The sequence below is a fragment of the Skermanella sp. genome (genome assembly GCF_059503625.1).
This window is the reverse complement of sequence record NZ_JCACHA010000413.1, coordinates 1-20,102: the sequence shown is the minus strand read 5'-3', so window position 1 is coordinate 20,102 and position 20,102 is coordinate 1. Positions and strand designations below refer to the sequence as shown.

The 20,102-nt window shown below is 65.3% G+C and carries 21 protein-coding genes; 4 read left to right on the top strand and 17 right to left on the bottom strand.

The genetic code is table 11. The annotated features are described in order from the left end of the window. The first annotated feature begins 71 nt into the window (after positions 1 to 71). The 3 genes from AC5JJ6_RS09145 (at position 72) to AC5JJ6_RS09135 (ending at position 2,421) form a co-directional block, all read left to right on the top strand. Positions 72 to 488: a peptidoglycan-binding domain-containing protein gene (locus tag AC5JJ6_RS09145; protein ID WP_496041737.1), complete on the top strand. Its 417-nt coding sequence runs from the start codon at positions 72 to 74 to the stop codon at positions 486 to 488. Between the two features lie 95 nt (positions 489 to 583). After that, a complete protein-coding gene (locus tag AC5JJ6_RS09140; RefSeq protein WP_496041736.1) occupies positions 584 to 1,129 on the top strand; it encodes an ankyrin repeat domain-containing protein in 546 nt (181 codons plus the stop codon). Positions 1,130 to 1,182: 53 nt separating this feature from the next. Continuing rightward, positions 1,183 to 2,421 carry a Zn-dependent hydrolase gene (locus AC5JJ6_RS09135; protein WP_496041735.1) on the top strand — a complete coding sequence of 413 codons (1,239 nt, stop codon included), beginning with the start codon at positions 1,183 to 1,185 and terminating at the stop codon, positions 2,419 to 2,421. Positions 2,422 to 2,442: 21 nt separating this feature from the next. Here the strand turns inward: AC5JJ6_RS09135 and AC5JJ6_RS09130 are convergent, their stop codons facing one another. Together AC5JJ6_RS09130 and AC5JJ6_RS09125 are read right to left on the bottom strand one after the other, a co-directional pair. Further along, positions 2,443 to 3,861 carry a SidA/IucD/PvdA family monooxygenase gene (locus AC5JJ6_RS09130; protein ID WP_496041734.1) on the bottom strand — a complete coding sequence of 473 codons (1,419 nt, stop codon included), beginning with the start codon at positions 3,859 to 3,861 and terminating at the stop codon, positions 2,443 to 2,445. Between the two features lie 167 nt (positions 3,862 to 4,028). After that, entirely contained in the window at positions 4,029 to 4,955 is a 927-nt protein-coding gene (locus AC5JJ6_RS09125; protein WP_496041733.1) for a glycosyltransferase family 2 protein, read from the bottom strand. 206 nt (positions 4,956 to 5,161) lie between these two features. On the opposite strand from AC5JJ6_RS09125, the gene AC5JJ6_RS09120 reads away from it, so the two are divergent. Then, positions 5,162 to 5,593: an ArsC/Spx/MgsR family protein gene (locus AC5JJ6_RS09120; RefSeq protein WP_496041732.1), complete on the top strand. Its 432-nt coding sequence runs from the start codon at positions 5,162 to 5,164 to the stop codon at positions 5,591 to 5,593. A gap of 65 nt (positions 5,594 to 5,658) precedes the next feature. On the opposite strand, the gene AC5JJ6_RS09115 is transcribed toward AC5JJ6_RS09120, so the two are convergent. The 15 genes from AC5JJ6_RS09115 to AC5JJ6_RS09045 all read right to left on the bottom strand — a co-directional run. Continuing rightward, positions 5,659 to 6,585, bottom strand: a complete 927-nt coding sequence (locus AC5JJ6_RS09115) for a dihydrodipicolinate synthase family protein (RefSeq protein WP_496041731.1) — start codon at positions 6,583 to 6,585, stop codon at positions 5,659 to 5,661. A gap of 66 nt (positions 6,586 to 6,651) precedes the next feature. Continuing rightward, positions 6,652 to 7,500, bottom strand: a complete 849-nt coding sequence (locus AC5JJ6_RS09110) for an alpha/beta fold hydrolase (protein ID WP_496041730.1) — start codon at positions 7,498 to 7,500, stop codon at positions 6,652 to 6,654. Continuing rightward, positions 7,484 to 7,687 carry a hypothetical protein gene (locus AC5JJ6_RS09105; RefSeq protein ID WP_496041729.1) on the bottom strand — a complete coding sequence of 68 codons (204 nt, stop codon included), beginning with the start codon at positions 7,685 to 7,687 and terminating at the stop codon, positions 7,484 to 7,486. Before AC5JJ6_RS09105 ends, AC5JJ6_RS09110 begins: the two co-directional genes overlap by 17 nt. Before the next feature lie 68 nt (positions 7,688 to 7,755). Continuing rightward, positions 7,756 to 8,505 carry a ZIP family metal transporter gene (locus AC5JJ6_RS09100; RefSeq protein WP_496041728.1) on the bottom strand — a complete coding sequence of 250 codons (750 nt, stop codon included), beginning with the start codon at positions 8,503 to 8,505 and terminating at the stop codon, positions 7,756 to 7,758. A gap of 10 nt (positions 8,506 to 8,515) precedes the next feature. Beyond that, complete coding sequence (locus AC5JJ6_RS09095; protein ID WP_496041727.1) at positions 8,516 to 11,302, bottom strand: ATP-binding protein; 2,787 nt, start codon at positions 11,300 to 11,302, stop codon at positions 8,516 to 8,518. After that, the gene (locus AC5JJ6_RS09090; protein WP_496041726.1) at positions 11,302 to 11,541 is read right to left on the bottom strand and encodes a hypothetical protein; all 240 of its coding nucleotides are present in this window, start codon (positions 11,539 to 11,541) and stop codon (positions 11,302 to 11,304) included. Before AC5JJ6_RS09090 ends, AC5JJ6_RS09095 begins: the two co-directional genes overlap by 1 nt. After that, positions 11,538 to 13,640, bottom strand: a complete 2,103-nt coding sequence (locus AC5JJ6_RS09085) for a 3'-5' exonuclease (protein WP_496041725.1) — start codon at positions 13,638 to 13,640, stop codon at positions 11,538 to 11,540. Before AC5JJ6_RS09085 ends, AC5JJ6_RS09090 begins: the two co-directional genes overlap by 4 nt. A gap of 24 nt (positions 13,641 to 13,664) precedes the next feature. Next, positions 13,665 to 14,036, bottom strand: coding sequence for a response regulator transcription factor (locus AC5JJ6_RS09080; RefSeq protein ID WP_496041724.1), 372 nt, complete (start codon positions 14,034 to 14,036; stop codon positions 13,665 to 13,667). A gap of 133 nt (positions 14,037 to 14,169) precedes the next feature. Continuing rightward, positions 14,170 to 15,171, bottom strand: coding sequence for an SPOR domain-containing protein (locus tag AC5JJ6_RS09075; RefSeq protein WP_496041723.1), 1,002 nt, complete (start codon positions 15,169 to 15,171; stop codon positions 14,170 to 14,172). Between the two features lie 203 nt (positions 15,172 to 15,374). Beyond that, a complete protein-coding gene (tatA, locus tag AC5JJ6_RS09070) occupies positions 15,375 to 15,587 on the bottom strand; it encodes a twin-arginine translocase TatA/TatE family subunit (protein ID WP_044425601.1) in 213 nt (70 codons plus the stop codon). A 265-nt stretch (positions 15,588 to 15,852) separates the two neighbouring features. Beyond that, positions 15,853 to 16,035: a hypothetical protein gene (locus AC5JJ6_RS09065; protein WP_496041722.1), complete on the bottom strand. Its 183-nt coding sequence runs from the start codon at positions 16,033 to 16,035 to the stop codon at positions 15,853 to 15,855. A 138-nt stretch (positions 16,036 to 16,173) separates the two neighbouring features. Continuing rightward, complete coding sequence (locus AC5JJ6_RS09060; protein ID WP_496041721.1) at positions 16,174 to 16,968, bottom strand: ATP-binding cassette domain-containing protein; 795 nt, start codon at positions 16,966 to 16,968, stop codon at positions 16,174 to 16,176. Between the two features lie 90 nt (positions 16,969 to 17,058). Beyond that, positions 17,059 to 18,291: a sugar ABC transporter permease gene (locus AC5JJ6_RS09055; protein ID WP_496041720.1), complete on the bottom strand. Its 1,233-nt coding sequence runs from the start codon at positions 18,289 to 18,291 to the stop codon at positions 17,059 to 17,061. Positions 18,292 to 18,316: 25 nt separating this feature from the next. Then, positions 18,317 to 19,363, bottom strand: a complete 1,047-nt coding sequence (gene xylF / locus AC5JJ6_RS09050) for a D-xylose ABC transporter substrate-binding protein (RefSeq protein WP_496041719.1) — start codon at positions 19,361 to 19,363, stop codon at positions 18,317 to 18,319. 273 nt (positions 19,364 to 19,636) lie between these two features. Continuing rightward, positions 19,637 to 20,102, bottom strand: a 466-nt coding sequence (locus tag AC5JJ6_RS09045) for a peptidylprolyl isomerase (protein ID WP_496041718.1), incomplete at its 5' end; no start/stop codon positions are given.

The window sequence follows — 20,102 nt, the reverse complement described above, 5'->3', positions numbered from 1 at the left end:
TCACCGGCGGCACGGGTGTGCATATGGCAATCGGACTTGCCCGCTTTCATTTTCCTGGGATGGGAAACGGGATGCCTCGTATCGCCATGGCGCCGGCGCTGATCATCGGTCTGCTTACCACCGCGCTGTTCGGTTTGTTCTACATGGCGGCACTGAACAACCCCATCATCAGCCGCCCGCCCCGCCCGGTAGCCTCGGCACCCGCACCGAAACCAGCGCCCATTGCCGCTCCGGCACCCGCACCTGCTGCACCGGCCGTCACGGCCCAGCCTGCCGCCCCGGATCTTTCCCGCACCCTGACACGTGGCGAGATGAGGGAAGTGCAGACGCTTCTCAAGTCCGCCGGCTACGATCCGGGTCCGGCGGACGGATTGATCGGGCCGAAGACCCGCACCGCCATCATGTCGTTCGGTGAAGCGCACGGTGTCGAGTTGACGCCGGAGCCGCAGTTGAGGCTGCTGGAGGCCCTGCGTGCCGCCGCGCGCTGAGCCACTCCCAAGGCCGGTTCAGGATCGCCGATAGCTGTGCTGCCGAAGCTCCATTTGATCCGTTCTTCTCCTCGCAGGCGAAGCGGGAGATTTACATGCAAAATCAGCAACCGAAAATCGACGACGAGACGCTGGCGTTCCTCCAGCAGGTCTTCCAACTGGTACGGGGAGGACGGGCCGAGGAGTTCCGCGAGTATCTGGTCCGAGGACTGCCGGCCAACCTGCGCAACGAGAGGGGCGACAGCCTCCTGATGATCGCCGCCTATAACGGTCACCCCGAAGTCGTGAAGCTGCTGCTGGAGTATGGCGCCGATCCCGAGATGGCGAACGACCGCGGCCAGACCCCGCTCGCCGCCGCCGCTTTCAAGGGCGACATCGAGGTCATCGGAATCCTGCTCGACAACGGCGCCGACGTCGATGGCGCGGTCGACGGCGGACGGACCGCCCTGATGACCGCCGCCATGTTCAACCGGACCGAGATCGTCGATCTGCTGATCGAGCGCGGCGCCGACATCGACAAGCAGGACGCCTCCGGCCACACCGCGCTGATGGCGGCGCGGATCATGAACGCGTCGGATACGCCGGCCCAGCTTGCCCGGGCGTCCGAACGCGGACATCCCCCGGCTCCGCAGCGGGACTGAAATTTCCCTCGAACCGATCTCCACCATCGACTTCACTTCAAGGCCTACCGACCATGACCACCCTCATTCCCATCGATCAGGGCCGCCTTTGGAAGCGCCACATGGCCATGGCCCAGATCGGCGCCCTGCCGAATGGCGGTGTCAATCGTCCCGCCCTTTCGCAAGGCGACGCACAGTCGCGCAGCCTTCTGGCGCGCTGGGCGGAAGAACTCGGATTCTCGGTAGAGACCGATCCCATCGGGAACCTGTTCATCCATCGTCCCGGCAGCGACGGCACCCTGCCTCCCGTCATGGCCGGTTCCCATCTGGATACCCAGCCGACCGGCGGCAAGTTCGACGGCGCCTACGGCGTGCTGGCTGCTTTCGAAGCGCTTCAGGCTATCCACGAGGCCGGCATCGCCACCCGTCACCCGATCGAGGTCGTGTCCTGGACCAACGAGGAAGGCTCGCGCTTCCAGCCCGGATGTTCCGGATCCTCCGCGTTCACGGGCGCCGTTCCCCTGGAACAGCATCTTGAAGCGGTAGACCGCGACGGCATCACCGCGCGCGATGCGCTGGCGGCTGTCCTGTCCACCGAACGCGGCATGCCGATGCGTCCCTTGGGTTTCCCGGTCGCCGCCTTCCTCGAATGCCATATCGAGCAGGGGCCGAAGCTGGAGGAGGCCGGCGTACCGGTCGGCATCGTGACGGGCATCCAGGGGTCGCGCTGGTTCGCGATCGAAGTCCATGGTGACGAGGCGCATGCCGGGACCACCCCGCGCCGCAACCGCCGCGACGCCCTGTCGGCAGCCATCAGCATGGTCGCGGCACTGGAGCGCCTGATGTTCGACGAAGAAGACCGGGTGCGCTTCACCGTCGGCCGGTTCGAGGTTTCGCCAGGATCGCCCAACACGATCCCCGGCCGGGTCTTCTTCACCATCGATTTCCGCCATCCGGAGGCATCCACCCTGAAGCGGCTGGGGGATCAGGTGGATGCCGTCTGCCGCGCCCATGTCGGACCCTGCTCGGTCACGATAACGGAAACTTTCCATAGCCTGCCCGCCGACTTCGACGCCAATGTCATCGCGGCGATGAGGAAGGCGGCAGATCTGGTCGGCGTTCGCACCCTGGATCTTCCCTCCGGCGCCCTGCACGACGCCAAGTTCCTTCAGGAGGTCTGCCCCAGCGGCATGATCTTCGTGCCCTGCGAAAAGGGCATCAGCCATAACGAGGCGGAGAACGCCAAGCCCGAAGACCTGGCGTCCGGCGCCCGCGTGCTGGCGGAAGCGCTGGTCATTCTCGCCAATTCCTAAAGCGCTGGCGCCCGGCGCGGCTCACGATGCCCAGGGATCGTCCACCAGTTCCCGCATGTCGTAGGCGGCAAGGCTGGCCTGATGGATGGCCGCGTCGGCGCGGAAAAGGTCGCGCGTGATGCCCTGCACCAGCCGGGGCACGCCGAACTTCATCCCGCTGATCGATGCGCCGGACAATCCCATGGACGGAGTCGCGCCGAACGTGAAGTTATGCAGGTTCTTCAGGAACGGCGCAGTTCCCGGCACCTTCTCGATGAACTGGAAGGCGGAACCCAGATACGGGTGCGCCGTCAGTTTCGGATGCGCCAGTTCGGGCGGCGGCGTGTAGCGGTCGCGCCAAAGCGCTATGTGCTGGCTGAATCCGGCAAGCTCCGGACGGCACGCCAGATCGACTTCGGTCCCGGTGCAGACGAGCACGAAGTCGAACTCGTGGCGGTCCTCCGGGGTTTTCGCCCAGACCCGCCCGGCCTCCACTCCCGCGTCGATCCAGGGCGATCCCAAGTGCAGGCGGAAGTTGGGGAAGCGGCGCACCCGGTCCAGCGTATCGCGCGGCGGCGGCTGGTTGAACGAGTAGACCTTGACCATCGCTTCCCAGCGCTGGGCGTCGTCCAGGTCGGCGAAGTGATGCAGGAAGCCGCTGAACTCCATCCAGCGGAAAGGATTGATCGCCGGGATCGACTGGCGCCGGGCGAACAGCGAGACCTCGGCCGCCCCGTGCTCCAAGGCCGTGGCGGCATTGTCGAAGGCCGACGCGCCGGCTCCCAGCACACCGATCTTCTTGCCTGCCAGATCGTTGAAATCGAGTGTTTGGGCCGTGTGGGCATAGCGGTCGCGCGGCAGGTTCTCCTCGACCAGCGGAGGGATCGACCAGCGCCCGCTGCCTTCCGTACCGGTCGCAAGCACCACCTTCCGGACATAGCGGGTTTCTTCGGCTTCCCCGTTCGTCGGCATCAGCGTGACCTCGAACAGGTCGTCGACCGGTACGATCCGGGTCAGCCGGATCTCGTTCCGGACCGGCAGCTTGAGCACGCTGCGATACCATCCGATGTAATCGTGCCAGGTTTCGCGAGGTATCCTGTCCAGCCTGTCCCAGGCTTCCGCACCGTATTTCGCCTCGTACCACGCCTGGGGTGTCAGACTGGGAATCCCAAGGTCCGGGCCCGTCAGATATTTGGGAGTCCTCAAGGTCACCATGCGGGCGAAGTTCGTCCAGGGACCTTCCTCGCCTTGCTTCCGCTGGTCGATCAGCATGACGTTGCCGACACGCTCGCGCAGCAGGTGAAAGGTTACGGCCAGCCCTCCCTGACCGGCCCCGACGATCAGGACATCGAGCACCGGCTCGTCCCGGTATCGGCGTGCCGGGACCCAGGAGCGGGCCGGATAGTCCGTAAGGGACAAGTCACGTGCGATGCGCGTCTCCAGATCGCGAAGGCTGCTCAAAATCTATTCTCCGGCATATATTATAAATCTTATCGTTCCCTCCCAAAATTATGAGATATCTTAGTCCAGTCAACTGGTCGAACCGCCGCACGGAGACTGAACATCCTGGTATATGAACATAGGTTCGGCAGATGCCCTTATGCGCGCCAGGGTAAAAGCCGGTCTGATCAGTTCGATAGCATACGGTTCCTGGTCCGGTTCAGCGCATGCAGCGGGTTGCAGGCTATCGCCAGTCCCGCGGAAATCGTCGCCTTGACGTATCGCCGTTCCGCCAGATGCACGGCGGTGCTCCGATAGCTGTTCCTGCCGAAGCCGCCAAGGCTCCGGACAAGACGCCGCAGGACCGGCTGCTCGTCCAGGGAGCGCTGGTATTCGTCGATCGTCAGATCGCGGCCTTGCAGGCGCGCCAGGTTCCGCGCCGACAGGAAGGCGAATACCCGCTCCTGTAATCCATATCGGGTCGAACTGATGCTGCTGCCATGGACCCGGTACAGGGCCAGGTCGTGCGGGATCGTTCGGACGGGACCACGCTCCGCCAGGCTGTTCATCAGCTCGACATCGTCCGCCCCGTCCATGGCCGAATTGTAGCCGCCCAGTTCCAGTGCCAGATCGCGGCGGAACAGGCAGGTCGGGCTGATGACATAGATGACCTTGCCCCTCGCGCGGAAGTCCCGGAACTCCTCCGGCGACTGGGGGCCGCTCTGGATTCGGTGCATCCGCCGGCCCCAGCGGTCGATCGTGATCGCGCGGCCTCCCCACAGCACCACGTCCGGATTTTCGCGCGCGGCGGCGACGAGCCGGGCGAACCGATCGGGAAGTGAAATGTCGTCGGCGTCCATGCGGGCCACCCAGGGGCGCGTCGCTGCCCGCAGGCAGCGGTTGCCGTTTTCCGGCGCCCCGACGTTCTCACCCGAAAGCACGCGGATGCGGCCGTCACGGGCGGCATAGGAGCGCGCAATCTCCAGGGTGCCGTCGCTCGATCCGTCGTCCGAGACGATGAGTTCGAAATCGGGGAAGGTCTGGCTCAGGACGCTGTCTATGGCGGCGGCGACGAAGTCTTCCGAATTGTAGGCCGGCATTATGACGCTGATCATGGGAAACCTCGATGCATCGGATGTCGATACCTGGGAGGCTTCCTCAACAGCAACGGCTCTGCCGCGATATGCAAGAGGCGCTTTTTTGTCTCCGGCCCGGCCTCGGCCCGTTCGAGGCGGCCGAGGTGCGACGCATGGTCCTGGGGCGGCCCGGTATCCCGCAGTGCAAAATGACGCGGCGTCATTCATGCCCGGAGATCCGCCCCATGGCCGAAGTTCTGTTTTTCCAAAAGTTTAACGACCCTGCCAACTCGAAGCAGAAGGCCCAGCTCGAAGCCGCTGGCCACACCGTCGTCGCCCGCGACCTGTTGTCGGAGCCCTGGACGCCGGAAACCCTGCGGCCCTGGTTCGAGGACCGCCCGGTCGAGGACTGGTTCAACCGCTTCGCTCCCGCCGTTCGCGGCAAGACCATCTTCCCGGCCGAACTGGACGAGACTGCGGCCCTGGCCGCCATGATCGCCGACCCCGAACTGATCCGGCGTCCGCTGATCCAGGTCGGCGACAAGCGCGCCGTCGGTTTCGATCCGACCAGCCTGAACTCCTGGATCAGCCTCGTTCCGGTTTCCGACGGACTGTCCTGCGAGGACAAGCACGCCCAGGGCCGTTGCGACCATGGCCACGGCCATCATCACCACTGACGCTTGCGAGGCGTTTCCCGGATCGGCTCTCGCCGGTATGGCGAAGCCGGTCCGGGCCCGTCGCATCAGCGTCGCAGGCGCGCATCCAGTCGAGCCATCAAGCCGTCAAGCTCGACATGGTCGTCGCGGTTCAGCTTCGGTCCCGGCGCCCGTACCGTCGCCGACCCGATGACGCCGCGCCGGCGCAGGATCTCCTTGCGGATCGCAAGCCCGACGCCGGCCTGCTGTTCGTGCCGGACGACCGGCAGGTAGACGTCGAACAGGTCTTCGGCACCCTCGGCATCGCCGTCGAAGAAGCGCCGGCAGACCTCAACCAGCATTTCCGGATAGGCGAAGCCCGTCATGGCGCCGTCGGCGCCGCGGCGGAGTTCCTGCGGCAGGTGCAGGCCGCCGTTGCCGACAAGGATGCTGATGCGTCTGCCGCCCTGGTCCGGCCATGCCCGGATCTGGGTCAGCTTCCGAAGTCCCGGCGCCTCCTCGTGCTTCAGCATCACGATCTGCGGGTGGTCGTCGAAAACCCGCCGCAGCGTCGATACCGATACCGGCACCCCCGTCACCTGCGGAAAATCCTGGAACACGACAGGCACGTCGGCGCCGAGGATGCGCAACGTCTCGGCGAAGTAGTTGACGACCTGCTCCTCGGTCTTCAGTCCGCCGAGCGGTGCTATCATGACGCCGGCGGCACCGGCATCCATGGCCGAGTGGGCGAAGGCCGCGAGGTTGTTGGTGCCGGGATTGCTGACGCCGACGATGACCGGGATCTTGCCGGCTGTCCTGGCGAACACCCGCTTCATGAAGCTCTGCTGTTCATCCGGGGTCAGCTTGGGAGCCTCCCCCATGATGCCCAGGATCGTCATGCCGTTGACGCCGGACTCCAGATAGAAGTCGACCATGCGGTCGGTGCTCGCCAGATCCAGCGCGCCGTCGTCCTCGAACGGCGTCGCGGCGATGATGTAGACGCCGCGGACATGTTCGTTAAGCTTCTCGGTCATGATTGTTCCTCCGGTCCCTCTCGTTTGGGCCGCAGCTTACGCATCGCCGGGCGGTCGCGAAAGTCCTTAGAGTGGAGAGGATGACAGGAATGCCCGGAGCAGATGGTTGACGTCCTCCGGCTCCTCGTGCTGCAACCAGTGAGTGGCATTGGGGAAACGGAACAGCCGGCCCTGGTCGCACCTGCGCAGCGCCGCCAGAGCAAGCGGAAATTCCAGAGCCGCGTCCCGCTCTCCCCACAGGATCATCGTGGGCACCCGCACCCGCTCCGAACGCAGCTTGCGGCGTTTCCGCAGCGCCCGGTACCAGTTGATCATGGCGGTCAGGGCGCCCGGACGCGACCAAGCCTCCTGGTAATGATCCAGATCGTGCCTGCTGAAGGCATCGCCCCGGCTGGTGCCGGTCAGCAGACGCCGCGCCATGCGGTAGCCGCCGGCCCGGAGCAGCGCTTCGGGCACGCCGGGGATCTGGAAGAACAGGATGTACCAGCTCCGCAGCATCTGGGTCGGATGGGTCATGGCGTAGCGGGTCATGGTGGCCGGGTGCGGCGCGTTGAGAATCGCCAGCCGCTCGATCCGGTCCGGATCGCGCAACGCCAGCCACCACGCGACGATGCCGCCCCAGTCGTGGCCGACCAGCGAGAACGTGCGGTATCCCGCCGACTCGGCCAGCTGCAGAACGTCGTCGGCCAACGCGTCGATATCGTAGTTCTCCAGCCCGACGGGCTTGTCGCTCAGATTGTAGCCGATCTGGTCCGGCACCAGGACGCGCCATCCATCGTCCACCAGCGGACCGACCTGATTACGCCAGGCATATGAGAATTCGGGAAAGCCGTGGAGCAGGATGACGAGAGGACCGTCAGTCGGACCCTCGTCGATGGCCGCCAGCCGGCGGCCGCCATTACCGCTTCTGATCATCGTCCGGCCGGCTGGCGTTGTCGGGCTTGCCGGCAGGCTTGCTGTCGGGCGTGCCGCCTTCGCCGGTCCAGTCGTCGGTGATCATGGACTGCGCTTCGCTGATTTCCTCCAGCTCCTCGCGGGACGGCGGACGGGGGATACGCGGCGTCTTCGGCGTGCCGGCAACCGGGCTTTCGTTCTCGGGCATCGGTGTTTCTCCATCTGGGTCACCCAGGAGAAACACCGTTCAGCCCGGATTGTCCCCGGCGTCGCTCATCAACTCAGCGATACGTCCAGGTACAGCATGATGACGAAGCCCAGCATCAGGCCGACGCTGGCCGCTTTCTCCAGTCCCGCGCGATGCGTTTCCGGAATGATCTCGTTGCTGACGACGAAGATCATGGCTCCGGCCGCGAAGGCCAGACCCCAGGGCAGCAGCGGTGCCGCCATGGAGACGGCTATGACGCCGACCAGGGCGCCCAGCGGCTCGACCAGCCCGGTCGCCAGGGCGATGCCCACCGCCTTGGGGCGGCTGTAGCCGACGCCGTACAGTGCCACCGCCACGGCCAGTCCCTCCGGCATGTTCTGAAGCCCGATGCCGAAAGCCAGGGGATAGCCGGTAGCGGTGTCGCCGGTCCCGAACCCGACGCCGACCGCCAACCCTTCGGGGATGTTATGCAGCGTGATGGCGATGACGAACAGCCAGATCCGGCGCAAGCTGTCCGCCTGCGGTCCCCGGCGGCCATTTTCGAAATGTTCGTGCGGCATCAGCAGGTCCAGCGCCCACAGGCAGGTAGCACCCAGCAGGATGCCGGCTCCGACCACCGCCGGTCCGGCGCCGGTCTCTAGCGCCGGAAGGATCAGGGAGAAGAAGGACGCAGCCAGCATCACCCCGGCGGCGAAGCCGAGCAGCGCGTTCTGTATGCGTTTGGAAACGCTGCGCACCAGCAGCAGGGGAACGGCTCCAAGGCCGGTGGCGGTGCCCGCCGCGAGGCTGGCTAAAAAGCCGGTAAGCAGTATCGACACGCGTTATCCGTCAATCGTCGGCGTTGGCCGGGAGGTAAGCACCGTTCGGTGCGGCGGCGGGACTGGATATGGTGCCGTCGGCGGGAATGACGAAGGCGAATGTGGCGCCGTGGCCGGGAGAGCTTTCGACCCAGATACGGCCCCCCAGATGCTCCACGATGCGCTTGCAGATGGCCAGCCCAAGGCCGGTTCCCTGCGGCTTGTCCGTCATCGTGTTGCCGACCTGACGGAACTTGTCGAACACGATCTCCGCATCCTTGTGCGTTATTCCGGGGCCGTTGTCGCTGACGGTGACCTTCACGCCGTCGCCGGCGTGCTCGACGCGGACGACGACCCGACCGGAACCGCCGGGGGTGAACTTGGCCGCATTGGACAGAAGGTTCATCGCGACCTGTGTAAGCCTGTCATGATCGCCCCGCACGCTTGGCACCGTATCGGGGATGTGCGCTTCGAGCGCGATCCCCTTGTCCTTGAACACCTGCGCGGTGGTCGCGGTTGCTTCGCGGACGATTTCTCCCAGATCGACCGTCTCGATGTTCCAGTCGATCTCGCCCGCCTCGATCTTCGCCATGTCCAGGACCTGATTGATCAGGCGGGTCAGCCGCTCGCTCTCCTTGATGATCAGGTGAAGGAACTCGCGCGCCTGATCCGGCTCGATATCGGGATTGTCGTGCAGGATCTCCGCGAAGGCGCGAATGGAGGTCAGCGGCGTCCGCAGCTCGTGCGTCACGGTTGACAGGAAGTCGTCCTTCAGCCGGTCCAGCTCCAGCAGCTTCTCGTTCGCCGCGCGCAGCGCGATCGAGGTGCGCTCCAGTTCGGCCGATTTCTGTTCGAGCTGGCGGCTGTATTCGAGCACCTGGCTTGTCTCGTCCAGCATCCTCAGCAGTTCGGGCATGGTGACCTCGCCGCCCCTGACGGCCGAGGCGAGCGCCACCCGCGCCGATGCCGCGCCGATGGCGCCCGCCATCAGCCGCTCGCCGAAGCGCACCAGTTCCGCCGTTGCCTGACGATCGCGCCGCAGGTCCACCGAACCGCCGCGCGCCAGCCCGGCAAAGGCCTGCTCCGCCCGCTGAGGTCCCAGAAACCGGCCGACCAGCGCTATGAGCTCGCCCACCGTCGTGCTGCCGCGCCAGGAAGACGAGGCTGCGGTCGCCCGCTCCGTCATCCGGAACACGTCGACGAAGGCGTTCGCCTGGACCCGCTCGCCCACGCTGGGCCGGTCGAACAGCGAAACCGCGACGTAGAGCCCGACGTTCAGCGCCATGCTCCAGAACAGCGCGTGCGACAGCGGGTCCAGGCTTTGCAGGCCGAACAGGGCATAGGGCCGCAGCAGCTCCATGCCGCCGGGACCGTCGGACAGGAAGCCGGGGTCGAGCCAGCCGGAGCGGGCGAACGACGGCAGCAGGAGCGTATAGGTCCAGGCCGAAATTCCCGCGATCAACCCTGACAGGGCGCCCCGCCGCGTTCCGCCGCTCCAGAAGATGCCTCCGATCAGGGCAGGTGCGAATTGCGCCACGGCGGCGAAGGAGATCAGACCGATGGCACCCAGGGCATAGGCGCTGCCGGCGAACCGGAAATAGCCGTAGCCCATCAGCAGGATCGTCAGGATGGCGGTCCGCCGGATCGTCAGCAGGAGCCGGGTCAGGTCGGGGTGGCGGTCCAGCTTCAGCAGGTTGAGGCGAAGCAGCGCCGGGATGACCAGATCGTTCGAGACCATCGTGCTCAGCGCCACCGTCTCGACGATGATCATGCTGGTCGCCGCCGACAGCCCGCCGACGAAGGCGAACAGCGCAAGGGCTTTCCAGCCCTGCGACAGCGGCAGCGCCAGGACGAACATGTCGGGATCGACGGAGCCGGCGGGGAAGAGCATCAGGCCGGCGACCGCGACCGGCAGCACGAACAGGTTGATCAGCAGCATGTAGAGCGGAAACAGCCACAGCGCCCGGCGCAGATGCGCCTCCCGGACGTTCTCCACGATCATCAGCTGGAACTGGCGGGGCAGGCAGACGATGGCGGCCATCGACAGCAGCGTGACGGTGATCCAGCTTCCGTCGCCCAGCGCCGGTTCGGCCGTCAGCAGCCGGGCGACGGCGGGGCTGGCCGCCGTGCGTTCGAAAAGGTCGGCGAAGCCGTCATGGATGCCCCAGACGACCATGACCCCGACCGCCAGGAACGACAGCAGCTTGACGACGCTTTCGAAGGCGACGGCGGCGACCATGCCCTGATGGTGTTCGGCGGCATCGATGCTCCGCGTGCCGAAGACGATGGCGAAGGCGGCCATCAGCAGGGCCACGTAGAACGCCTTGTCCCCCAGGATCGCCGCATGGGGCCCCGTTCCCAGCCCGGTCGGGTCTGTCCCGGCCAGCAGGTCGAAGCTGATGGATACCGCCTTCAACTGAAGCGCTATGTAGGGCGTCACGCCGAACACCGCGATGGCGGCGACCATGCCGCCCAGCAGGTGGCTCTTGCCGTAGCGCGCCGCGATGAAATCGGCGATGGAGGTGCTACGCTGGCGTTTGGCGATCCGCAGGATCTTGGCGATGACCACATAACCCAGCGTCATGACCAGGGTAGGTCCGAGATAGACCGGAAGAAAGCCGATCCCCAGGGTCGACGCCCTGCCGACGCTGCCATAGAAGGTCCAGGTGGTACAGAAGACGCCCAGCGACAGCGCATAGACGTAGGGCGTCGCGATCACGCTCCGTCCCCTGTCGGCCAGCCGGTCGGCCCCCCAGGCGATGGCGAACAGCATGAACAGGTAGGCGAACGACGCGGCGGCGACGAGCGATGCGGGCATCAGCCTTGTCCTTCGTCGGCGGGCCGCTCGTCTCGCGGCTGACGCTCTACCGCCAGGGCCAGCAGGGCGATGACGGCCAGCCAGACGCCGAAGATATAGAGCATCAGCGCCGGCCAGCCGAACAGGAAACCGGGAGCGCCGAATGCCTGGAGCAGCGGCGGGTTGAACAGCACCAAGGCGAGCAGGAACAGCGCGATCAGACGGTCGCCGCGAGGCGGTCTGTCGCGCCGCCCGGTCAAAACGCCCGTTCCCGAGCGTGAAGTTCGACCAGGATGTTGGCGCTGCGGATCGCGTCGTCCAGCGTGACGAAGCCCTGGTCGCGCAGCATGTCGACGAAGCGCAGGAAGATCGCCGCCGTCAGCAGGCTGTCGCCGAGGGCGGTGTGACGATCGACCACCTGGATGCCCAGCCGCTTCGCGATGCCGTCCAGCGTATGATCGGCGTTCTCGCCCTGAAGCTGGCGCGACAGCAGCATCGTGTCGAGCACAGGGTTGTCGAACTTAACGCCGCTGACCTTCTCCTTCATCTTCAGGAACTTGAGGTCGAAGGCCGCGTTGTGGGCGACCAGCACCGATCCGCTGACGAAGGAGTGGAACAGCGGCAGCACGACCGAGGCCTTGGGCTTGTCCCGCACCATGTCGTCGGTGACGCCGTGGAACTGGATGGACTCCGGCGGTATCGGGCGTCCGGGATCGACGAGCTGGCTGAAGGTCTCGCCCGTCAGGATTCGCCCGTTGACGATCCGGACGCCGGCGATCTGGATGATCTCGTCGCCGTCCGACGGGCGCAGCCCGGTGGTTTCGGTGTCGAACACGACGAAACTCAGACGGTCGAGCGGCGTCCGGCCGAGTTCGGCCGTGGCGATCGGCTGGTGCAGCAGGGAAAAGTCGAAGAAGTCCGGGCGCGCCGAAGGAGCGATGTGGTTGGTATGCCCGTGGAGCTGTTCGGAAGGTGGCACCGGCACCCGCATACGGGCATGGCCGGGTCGGGTGGTTTCGCACCATAGCTCGCTGCGGTGGTGCTGCAGCACGTCGCTGACGGTCAGGCCGCCGAGCGCGTCCGGCAAGGGCTGCTCCATCCACCTGTCGATGACGGAAGACGCGACAGGCGAGCCTTCCCAGGAGATATCGACGTAGACCCAGGGGTCGCCGGCCTCGGCCGACATGTCGAAGCTTCGGACGCCCGTGACCTCGCCCAGGCGCTGGACCAGGTGGTCCAGCATCACGACGAGGCTGTAGCTGTCGGCGTGCAGCCACTGCGGCAAGCCGGTAAGGATGACTTTCGGTCCGCCGCTGGAGTTCGTCCGGGTGATCACCAGGTTGATCAGGTTGCCGCTGTGGATGTCGTTCATCGGCCACGCGCCGGTGATGATGCTGCGGTAGTCCTCGGTGATCCGCTCCAGCCGCTGGGAAAGACCGCCGCACTCGCTGAGGATCACTTGCTCGAACGCCTGCCGGGAATCCTGGTCCAGATCGGGGTTGTCGGTCAGCGTCTCGACCGCAGCGCGGAGGTTGGCGATCGGTTGGCGGAAGCCCTCCGTCGCGGCGCGCAGCACGGCGTCGCGCTTGCCGAGCACGGCCAGTTCCGCCGTTACGTCCTCGAACGTCACGACGTAGCCGTTGATGCCGTCATCCTCCTGCAGGATCAGGTTCATCCGGCCTTCCAGCAGGTATCGGCCGTCGGTCGTAGCGCCCACGAACTGGGCCGCCGTGCCGTGTGGATGGCTGTGGTGCCGGCCTTCCTTGACGCGCAGCGTCAGCCGTTCCAGCGTGTGCAGGACGGGCGCCTTGGTGATCACCTGAAGCAAGCTGCGCCCGATGCCGAGCTCGCCGGTCAGGTGCAGCAGAGTCAGCGCCGCTTGGTTGTAGAGCAGGATCTGATGATGCTGGTTGCAGACCAGGACACCTTCGTGCAGGTCGCGCAACAGGGTCGAAAGACGGCTTTTCTGTTCCTCGACTTCGGCGGTGGAGGATGCGACCGCGCGGGCGATGTCCGTCTTCGCCAGCGCCAGCTTCTCTCCCAGCTCGTTGATGGCTTGGGGCAGGGGGGTAAGGGCGGCATAGCGCTCAAGCGGCACGCGCGCCGTCTCGGTGCCGTGCGCGATCACGCGCGTCTCTCCGGCCAGCGCGTTCAATCCCTTCAGCACGGAGCGGTCGACCAGCTGCCATAGGGCGAAGATGGCGGCGGCGACGATCGCCGCCGCGAATACGGCATAGGTCACCAGCGGATTGCCGGATGTGCCGGCATTGCTCAGCAGCACGGCCAGCGCTGCGACCGCGAGCGCCGCGACGCCGCCGACCGATAGGAAAAGCGAGCCCAGCTTGCGGCGTGCGTCCATCTTGTCTCGTCTCCGCTTCCGGCGTCAGGAAACGGTCAGGTGCTTGCGCACGGTCGCGACCAGATCTCGGGTGGAAAATGGTTTGGTGACATAGTCGGTGGCCCCGAGCGCCATGCCCTTCTGCCGCTCGACGTCCCGGCTCTTGGCGGTCAGCATGATGATGGGCAGGCTCGTCCAGCGTGGATCGGCGCGGATCGTCTGGCAGACGTCGTAGCCGTCGCGCTGCGGCATCATGGCGTCGAGCAGCAGCAGGTCGGGAGCGGACTGCTCGACCGCCTGGAGCACTTCCTCGCCGTTATGGGCGAGACGAACTTCGAACCCGGCTTTCTGCAACAGGAACTGCAACGATAACAGGATGCTGGGTTCGTCGTCGGCAACCAGAATGGACTGAGTCATGGGACGGGCTTCCTCCGGCGTCCAACCCTCCCGGTAGAGGGTTGTTTATTTTTAGTTGTGCTCTACACCGATGGAATTGAATGTAACTGCCGCCCCATGTCACGATCAACATAAACCACAAGAAAATTATGATTTATCGGACCTTTATGACATTACCGCGAAGATTTGCCGCACTCATCAGTTCGGCTGAGGCATTCACCGCCTGTGCTTCGGTCTGGTAGCGCCCGACGCGAACAACCTTCCAAACCTGTCCGCTGCCGTTGGTCCAATCGACCACGAAAGCTTCCCAACCCTTTGTCCCGAGACTCCGCTGAAGGCTCGCCGCATTGGACGGGTCCTGGAAGCTGCCGACCTGGATCGTGAAATAAGGGCCGGGAACAGCCGGCGCCGCTGTCGGAACAGGGTCGGCCATCCTGGCAGGCGGTTGAAGCGCGGTATCATGCAGAGGCGCAGGGACCGGGGCGGACGGCGCAGGGACCGGGGCGGACGGCGCCGGAACCAGGGGCGCTCGCGTCACCAGAGCGCTGAGCGCGGCAATCCCGGGGTCGATGTCCTCGTCGCCGGGCTTGTCCAATGGGGGCGTCAGTGAAATCGCCGGCACCGCCGGTGCCGGCGGTTCCGGTTCCTGTGCCGTTTCGGCAACGGGTGCGGCGACTGGTGGAGAAGCTTCCGCCAAAGCCGGAGGAGCCTCGGGTATGGCCGGAAGCGACTCCACGACCGGAGGCGGCAGGGGCGGCGGCGGGGGAGGCGCTTCGGAAGCCGGCGGCGAAGGATCTGGCTGCTGCTCTGCCTGTCCGGCTGCTGGCGGCTGTACCGGTTCCGCAGCGGCGACCATGGGCGGTTCGGCCACGGGAGGGTCGGCCGGCGGCGCGACGGTTGGCGGCACCGGCGCCGGCGGTGTTGCCGCGGTCGTCTGCGGCAGCGGCGGAAGAGGCGGCAGGATCGAGTCTGAAGCCGGCAATTCCGGCAGTGTCGTCGGTTGCCGCACCTGTGCAGGCGGCCGGACCTGCGCCGGTTCCTGTGCCGTTTCCCGGATCGGCCTTTGCGGAGGAGCCAGCATGATCGTGCTGAGCCAGGCGCCGGCTGCAAAGGTCAGGACCAGGCCGGTGGCCATGGCTACGGACTTCAGGTTCATTTTTCTTGTCCGGGCTTCAGCGACAGGCCTTCCAAGCCGGTTCCGTCTGGCTGGGTATGCCTGATGCAGATAGACACGCAGGTCTTAAGGTTGCGTGAATACAAACAGACTTACCGGGCGGCGCAGGGTGCGCCGCCCGGTGATCCCTGTCGCTTCGATATCCCGTCCGTCCGCCGCGCGAAGGCGCGCGGCGGGGTCGAGACTCAGGCGCGATGAACCGTATCGCGCGGCAGTTCGGCCGGCTTGACCACCGGTGTCGCCTGGACTTCCGGGGTATCCTCTTCCCGCAGGCCGTTGCGGAACTGCTTCATCCCGCGGGCGATGTCGCCCATGGCCTGGGGGATGCGCTTGGTGCCAAACAGCAGAACGACGGCTGCCAGGACGATGATCCAGTGGAAAAGGCTGAACGAACCCATATGCTTGTCTCCAGTCCGTGACGACGTTGGCACCGGCGTCCGGTTGCGCTTTTGATGATGTGGTAAGCCGCAGCGGATATGGAAAGGGTTGATGGCTCCACACCGGCAACACGCCGTGTCATGGCCTTACCCCTCATCCCCGACAACCTCCCTCCCGCTGCAAACAGGACTTGCGGCGGGCACTATAAGACGAGTCGAGGCCCGGTGATAGGGGTAGACTGGGTCCGAGGCTAATGAAATGGTCAGGGGTTTGGCTGGGCGGAAACTATTTGTGTGGAACGTTCCTTGCCGCCCGATCCGAAACAAGCTGATCCAGCACATAAGCCATTCCCATCGCCACCGAGAACGTCGGGTCCTCGTAGGTGATCCTTGCACCGACCTCCCGGCAGATGATGCGGCTGTTATGGACTGCGGTATAGATGCTGGCGGATTGATTCTTGCCGTTCATGCGTGATTTTCCCCTGGTCGATCGTTCTTCCATCGCCTGATTGCAGGGCGGTTGGGAAAACGATAGGGGCATAGGGCAAGTGTTGAAAAGCAAAAAGGATTTGACAAAACGTCAAGGGATCCCTTGACGATCGCTGGCCTAATGCATGCTCTCGAGCTCCTGGCGGCTCTGCTCACCGGGCAGCTTGCCCAGGATGATCATGCCGAGGACCTCGTCCTTGGTGACGTCGGATGTATTGCAGGTGCCGACCAGCTTGCCGTTCTTCATGACGCTGACCCGGTCCGACAGGTCGAAGACGTCGTGCAGGTCGTGGCTGATCAGGAAGATACCGATACCTTCCTTCTTCAACTGCTTGATCAGCTCGGCGACCTGACGGGTTTCCTGCGGTCCCAGCGCCGCCGTCGGCTCGTCCATGATGAGGATCTTCGCGTTGAAGTGCAGGGCGCGGGCGATAGCGACCGACTGCCGCTGACCACCCGACAGGTTCTTGACCGGCTCCTTGATCTTGCGGAAGTTGGGGTTGAGCCTGCCCATGACGTCGCGGGTCGCGCGCTCCATCGCGTCGTCGTCCAAGGTCCCGTAGGGCGTCATCAACTCCCGGCCAAGGAACAGGTTGCCCGGCGCGTCGATGTTGTCGGCCAGCGCCAGCGTCTGGTAGATGGTCTCGATCCCCAGTGCCTTGGCGTCGCGCGGGCTGCGGATCTCCACCGTCTCGCCGTTGATCAGGATATCGCCGGAGTTTGCCTGATAGGCGCCGGACAGGATCTTGATAAGCGTCGACTTGCCGGCGCCGTTGTGTCCGAGCAGTCCGACGACCTCGCCGGGATAAAGGTCGATGGTCACGCCGTCCACCGCCTTGACGCCGCCGAACTGGATCGAAATGTCCCGCATCTCCACGAGCGGAACGCCCTTGGACGGATTGCTAGCCGGCATTCGTTTTCTCCCCGGTCGCTTGTCGTGACGGCCTAGCCTGATTCCAGGGCAGGCTCATCGAGTCCATTGAAATCTCAGGGATACCGTCTATCAGCGTCTCCGCCGCTGATAGACGGTATCCAGCCAGACCGCCGATATCAGCACCAACCCGATCACGACTGGCTGCATCGGGGTCGAGATGTTCAGCAGGATCATGCCGCTTTGCAGGCTTTGCATGATCAAGGCGCCCAGGATGGCCCCGGCGATCGTGCCGACCCCGCCCGACAGCGAAGTCCCGCCGATCACGGCCGCCGCGATGACGGACAGCTCCAACAGCGACCCGGTGGAGTTGAGGCCCGCGTTCAGCCGGGCGGTCTGGATCGCGCCGGCGATGGCCGACAGCACGCCCATCATCACGAAGATCATCACGGTGACCTTGCGGACGTTGATGCCGCCAAGCTCCGCCGCCTCCGGGTTGCCGCCGATCGCGAAGACGTACCGGCCGAACTTCGTCACCTTGGTCAGCGCCGACATGCCGACCGCGACGACGATCAGGATCAGCACCGGGATCGGGATGCCCTGCGGGATCTGGGTGCGCGGCCTATAGTACGAGTTCATCACCTGGACGAAGCCGACGATCACCGCGACCGAGACGACCAGGACCAGCGCCTCCGCCCAAAGCGGGCGGACCGGAAAGTTGTAGCGGTTGCGCCGCTGGCGCGTCCGTAATGCCTTGATTACGACGGCGGCGATGAACAGCGCCCCGACCACCCAGCTCCAGAACTCGCCGATCGATCCCTCCAGGCCGCCGCCCAGAAGCTGGAAGTTCGGGTCCATCGGAGCGACGGTGCGTCCTTCCGTGATCCACCATGCCAGTCCCCGGAAGATCAGCAGTCCGCCCAGCGTCACGATGAAGGCGGGGACCGCGCGGTAGGCCACCCACCAGCCCTGGAAAGCCCCGATCGCGGCTCCCAGCGCCAATCCCAGGACCAGCGACAGCAGCCAGTTCCAGGACGTCCCGATCGGCAGGATCTCGACCTGGAGCACGGCCATCGCCATGCCGACGAACCCCAGCACGGAGCCGACCGACAGGTCGATGTGACGAGCCACGATCACCAGCACCATGCCGGTCGCCATGATGCCGACGACGCTGGTCTGGACCGACAGGTTCCAGAGATTGCGCGCGGTCAGGAAGATGCCGCCGGTCAGCAGGTCCAGCCCCACCCAGATCACCACCAGCGCCGCCGCCATCGCAAGCAGCCGGGTGTCGATCTCGAGCGCGTCGATCAGGCCGCGGGCGCCCTGCGGCCGCGCGGCGCCCGGCGTTTCAACGGCGGTCGTCATTCTCGCGAATCCTCCGGCGGGCTTTCTACTGGCAGGCCTTGGGAGCCTTGGCCTTGTCGACTCCCTGGCAGACCACGTCCTTCTTCACCCAGCCGGCGTCGACGACCAGGTTCAGGTTGTCCTGCGTGATCGGAACCGGCGTCAGGAAGATGGCGTCGAGCGGAACGCGCTTGGCGCCTTCGGACCACTTGGTGGCGCCCTTGATCTTCGCCGGCTCCGTTCCCTTGGCCATCTCCACAGCGATTTCCGCCGCGTTCTTGCCCAGTTCCCGCGCGTCCTTCCAGACGCTGACGGTTTGAAGTCCGCGCGCCACCCGGTTGAGCGCGGCCTGATCGGCGTCCTGGCCGGAAACGGGAATTCCCTGAAGCCCCTGTGCGGAAAGCGCCGCGATGGCGCCGCCGGCGGTGCCGTCGTTGGAGGCCACTACCGCATCGACCTTGTTGTTGTTGGCGGTCAGGATCTGTTCCATGTTCCGCTGGGCGTTCTCGGGCAGCCAGCCGTCGGTGTACTGCTCGCCCACCACCTTGATGTCGCCCTTGTCGATCGAGGGTTTCAGCACCTCGACCTGTCCGGCATGGAGGAAATCGGCGTTGGGATCGGCGGCGCTGCCCTTGATGAAGACGTAGTTGCCCTTGGGCTGAACCTTGAGGATCTGGCGGGCCTGGATGCGGCCGACCTCCTTGTTGTCGAAGGTCAGGTAGAAGACACCCGGCGCTTCGATCAGGCGGTCGTAGCCGACGACGGGGATGCCCTCGGCGGTCGCCTTGGCGATGGCCGGCATGATGGCGTTGTTGTCCTGCGCCAGCACGATCAGCGCCGTCGCCCCGCGTGAGATCAGGCTTTCCACATCGGCAAGCTGCTTGGACGGCGAGCTTTGGGCATCGGCGCTGATATAATCGGCGCCCAGCTCGCTCAAGCGCGCCTTGATCGCGGCCTCGTCGGTCTTCCAGCGCTCTTCCTGGAAATTGGACCAGCTTACCCCGACGACGGTTTTCTGTGCCATGGCGCCGGTCGCGACGGTCATGGCCAGCACGGCGCCCAGGCCTGCCAGGGCATGCTTGATGGGAATCATTGAGTTCCGCCTCCCCAAAGGTTCATTCTTGTTGGCCCGGCTTGTACCTGGGCATGTTTCCTGAAGCGCCTTGAGACTTCGCCCGGGCCACCAGACGATGCGGCAAACCAGCGTTGCTTCGAATTGCCGCAGCGGAACGATGCCACGGCCCATTGGCCAAATCAATTGAGCTGACCGGAGCGCTTGGCCTTAATCTGACATTTTAACGAAAAACGCCCTCTCCCGCGGTAACGGGAGAGGGCGTGCCGGGCCGGAAAGGACCGGATCGTAGCCTTACTTGGCGTCCGCGGCGACCTGCATCTTGATGATGCGGTCGGGCTCGGTCACCGAGCCGTTACGGGACGGCGATCCCTTCTTGATCATGTCGACGAAGTCCATGCCTTCGACGACCTGACCCCAGACGGTGTACTGGCGGTCGAGGTGCGGGGCCGGGGCGAACATGATGTAGAACTGGCTGTCGGCGCTGTTCGGGTCCTGCGCGCGCGCCATCGAGGTGGTGCCCCGGACGTGCTTGTAGTTGGAGAACTCGGCCTTCAGCTTCTGACCCGAGCCGCCCATGCCGGTACCCTGCGGGTCGCCGGTCTGGGCCATGAAGCCGTCGATCACGCGATGGAACACGAGGCCATCGTAGAAGCCCTGACGGGTCAGTTCCTTGATCCGTGCTACGTGGTTGGGGGCCAGATCGGGCTTCAGCTCGATCACGACTCGGCCGTCTTTCAGGTCGAGATACAGGGTGTTT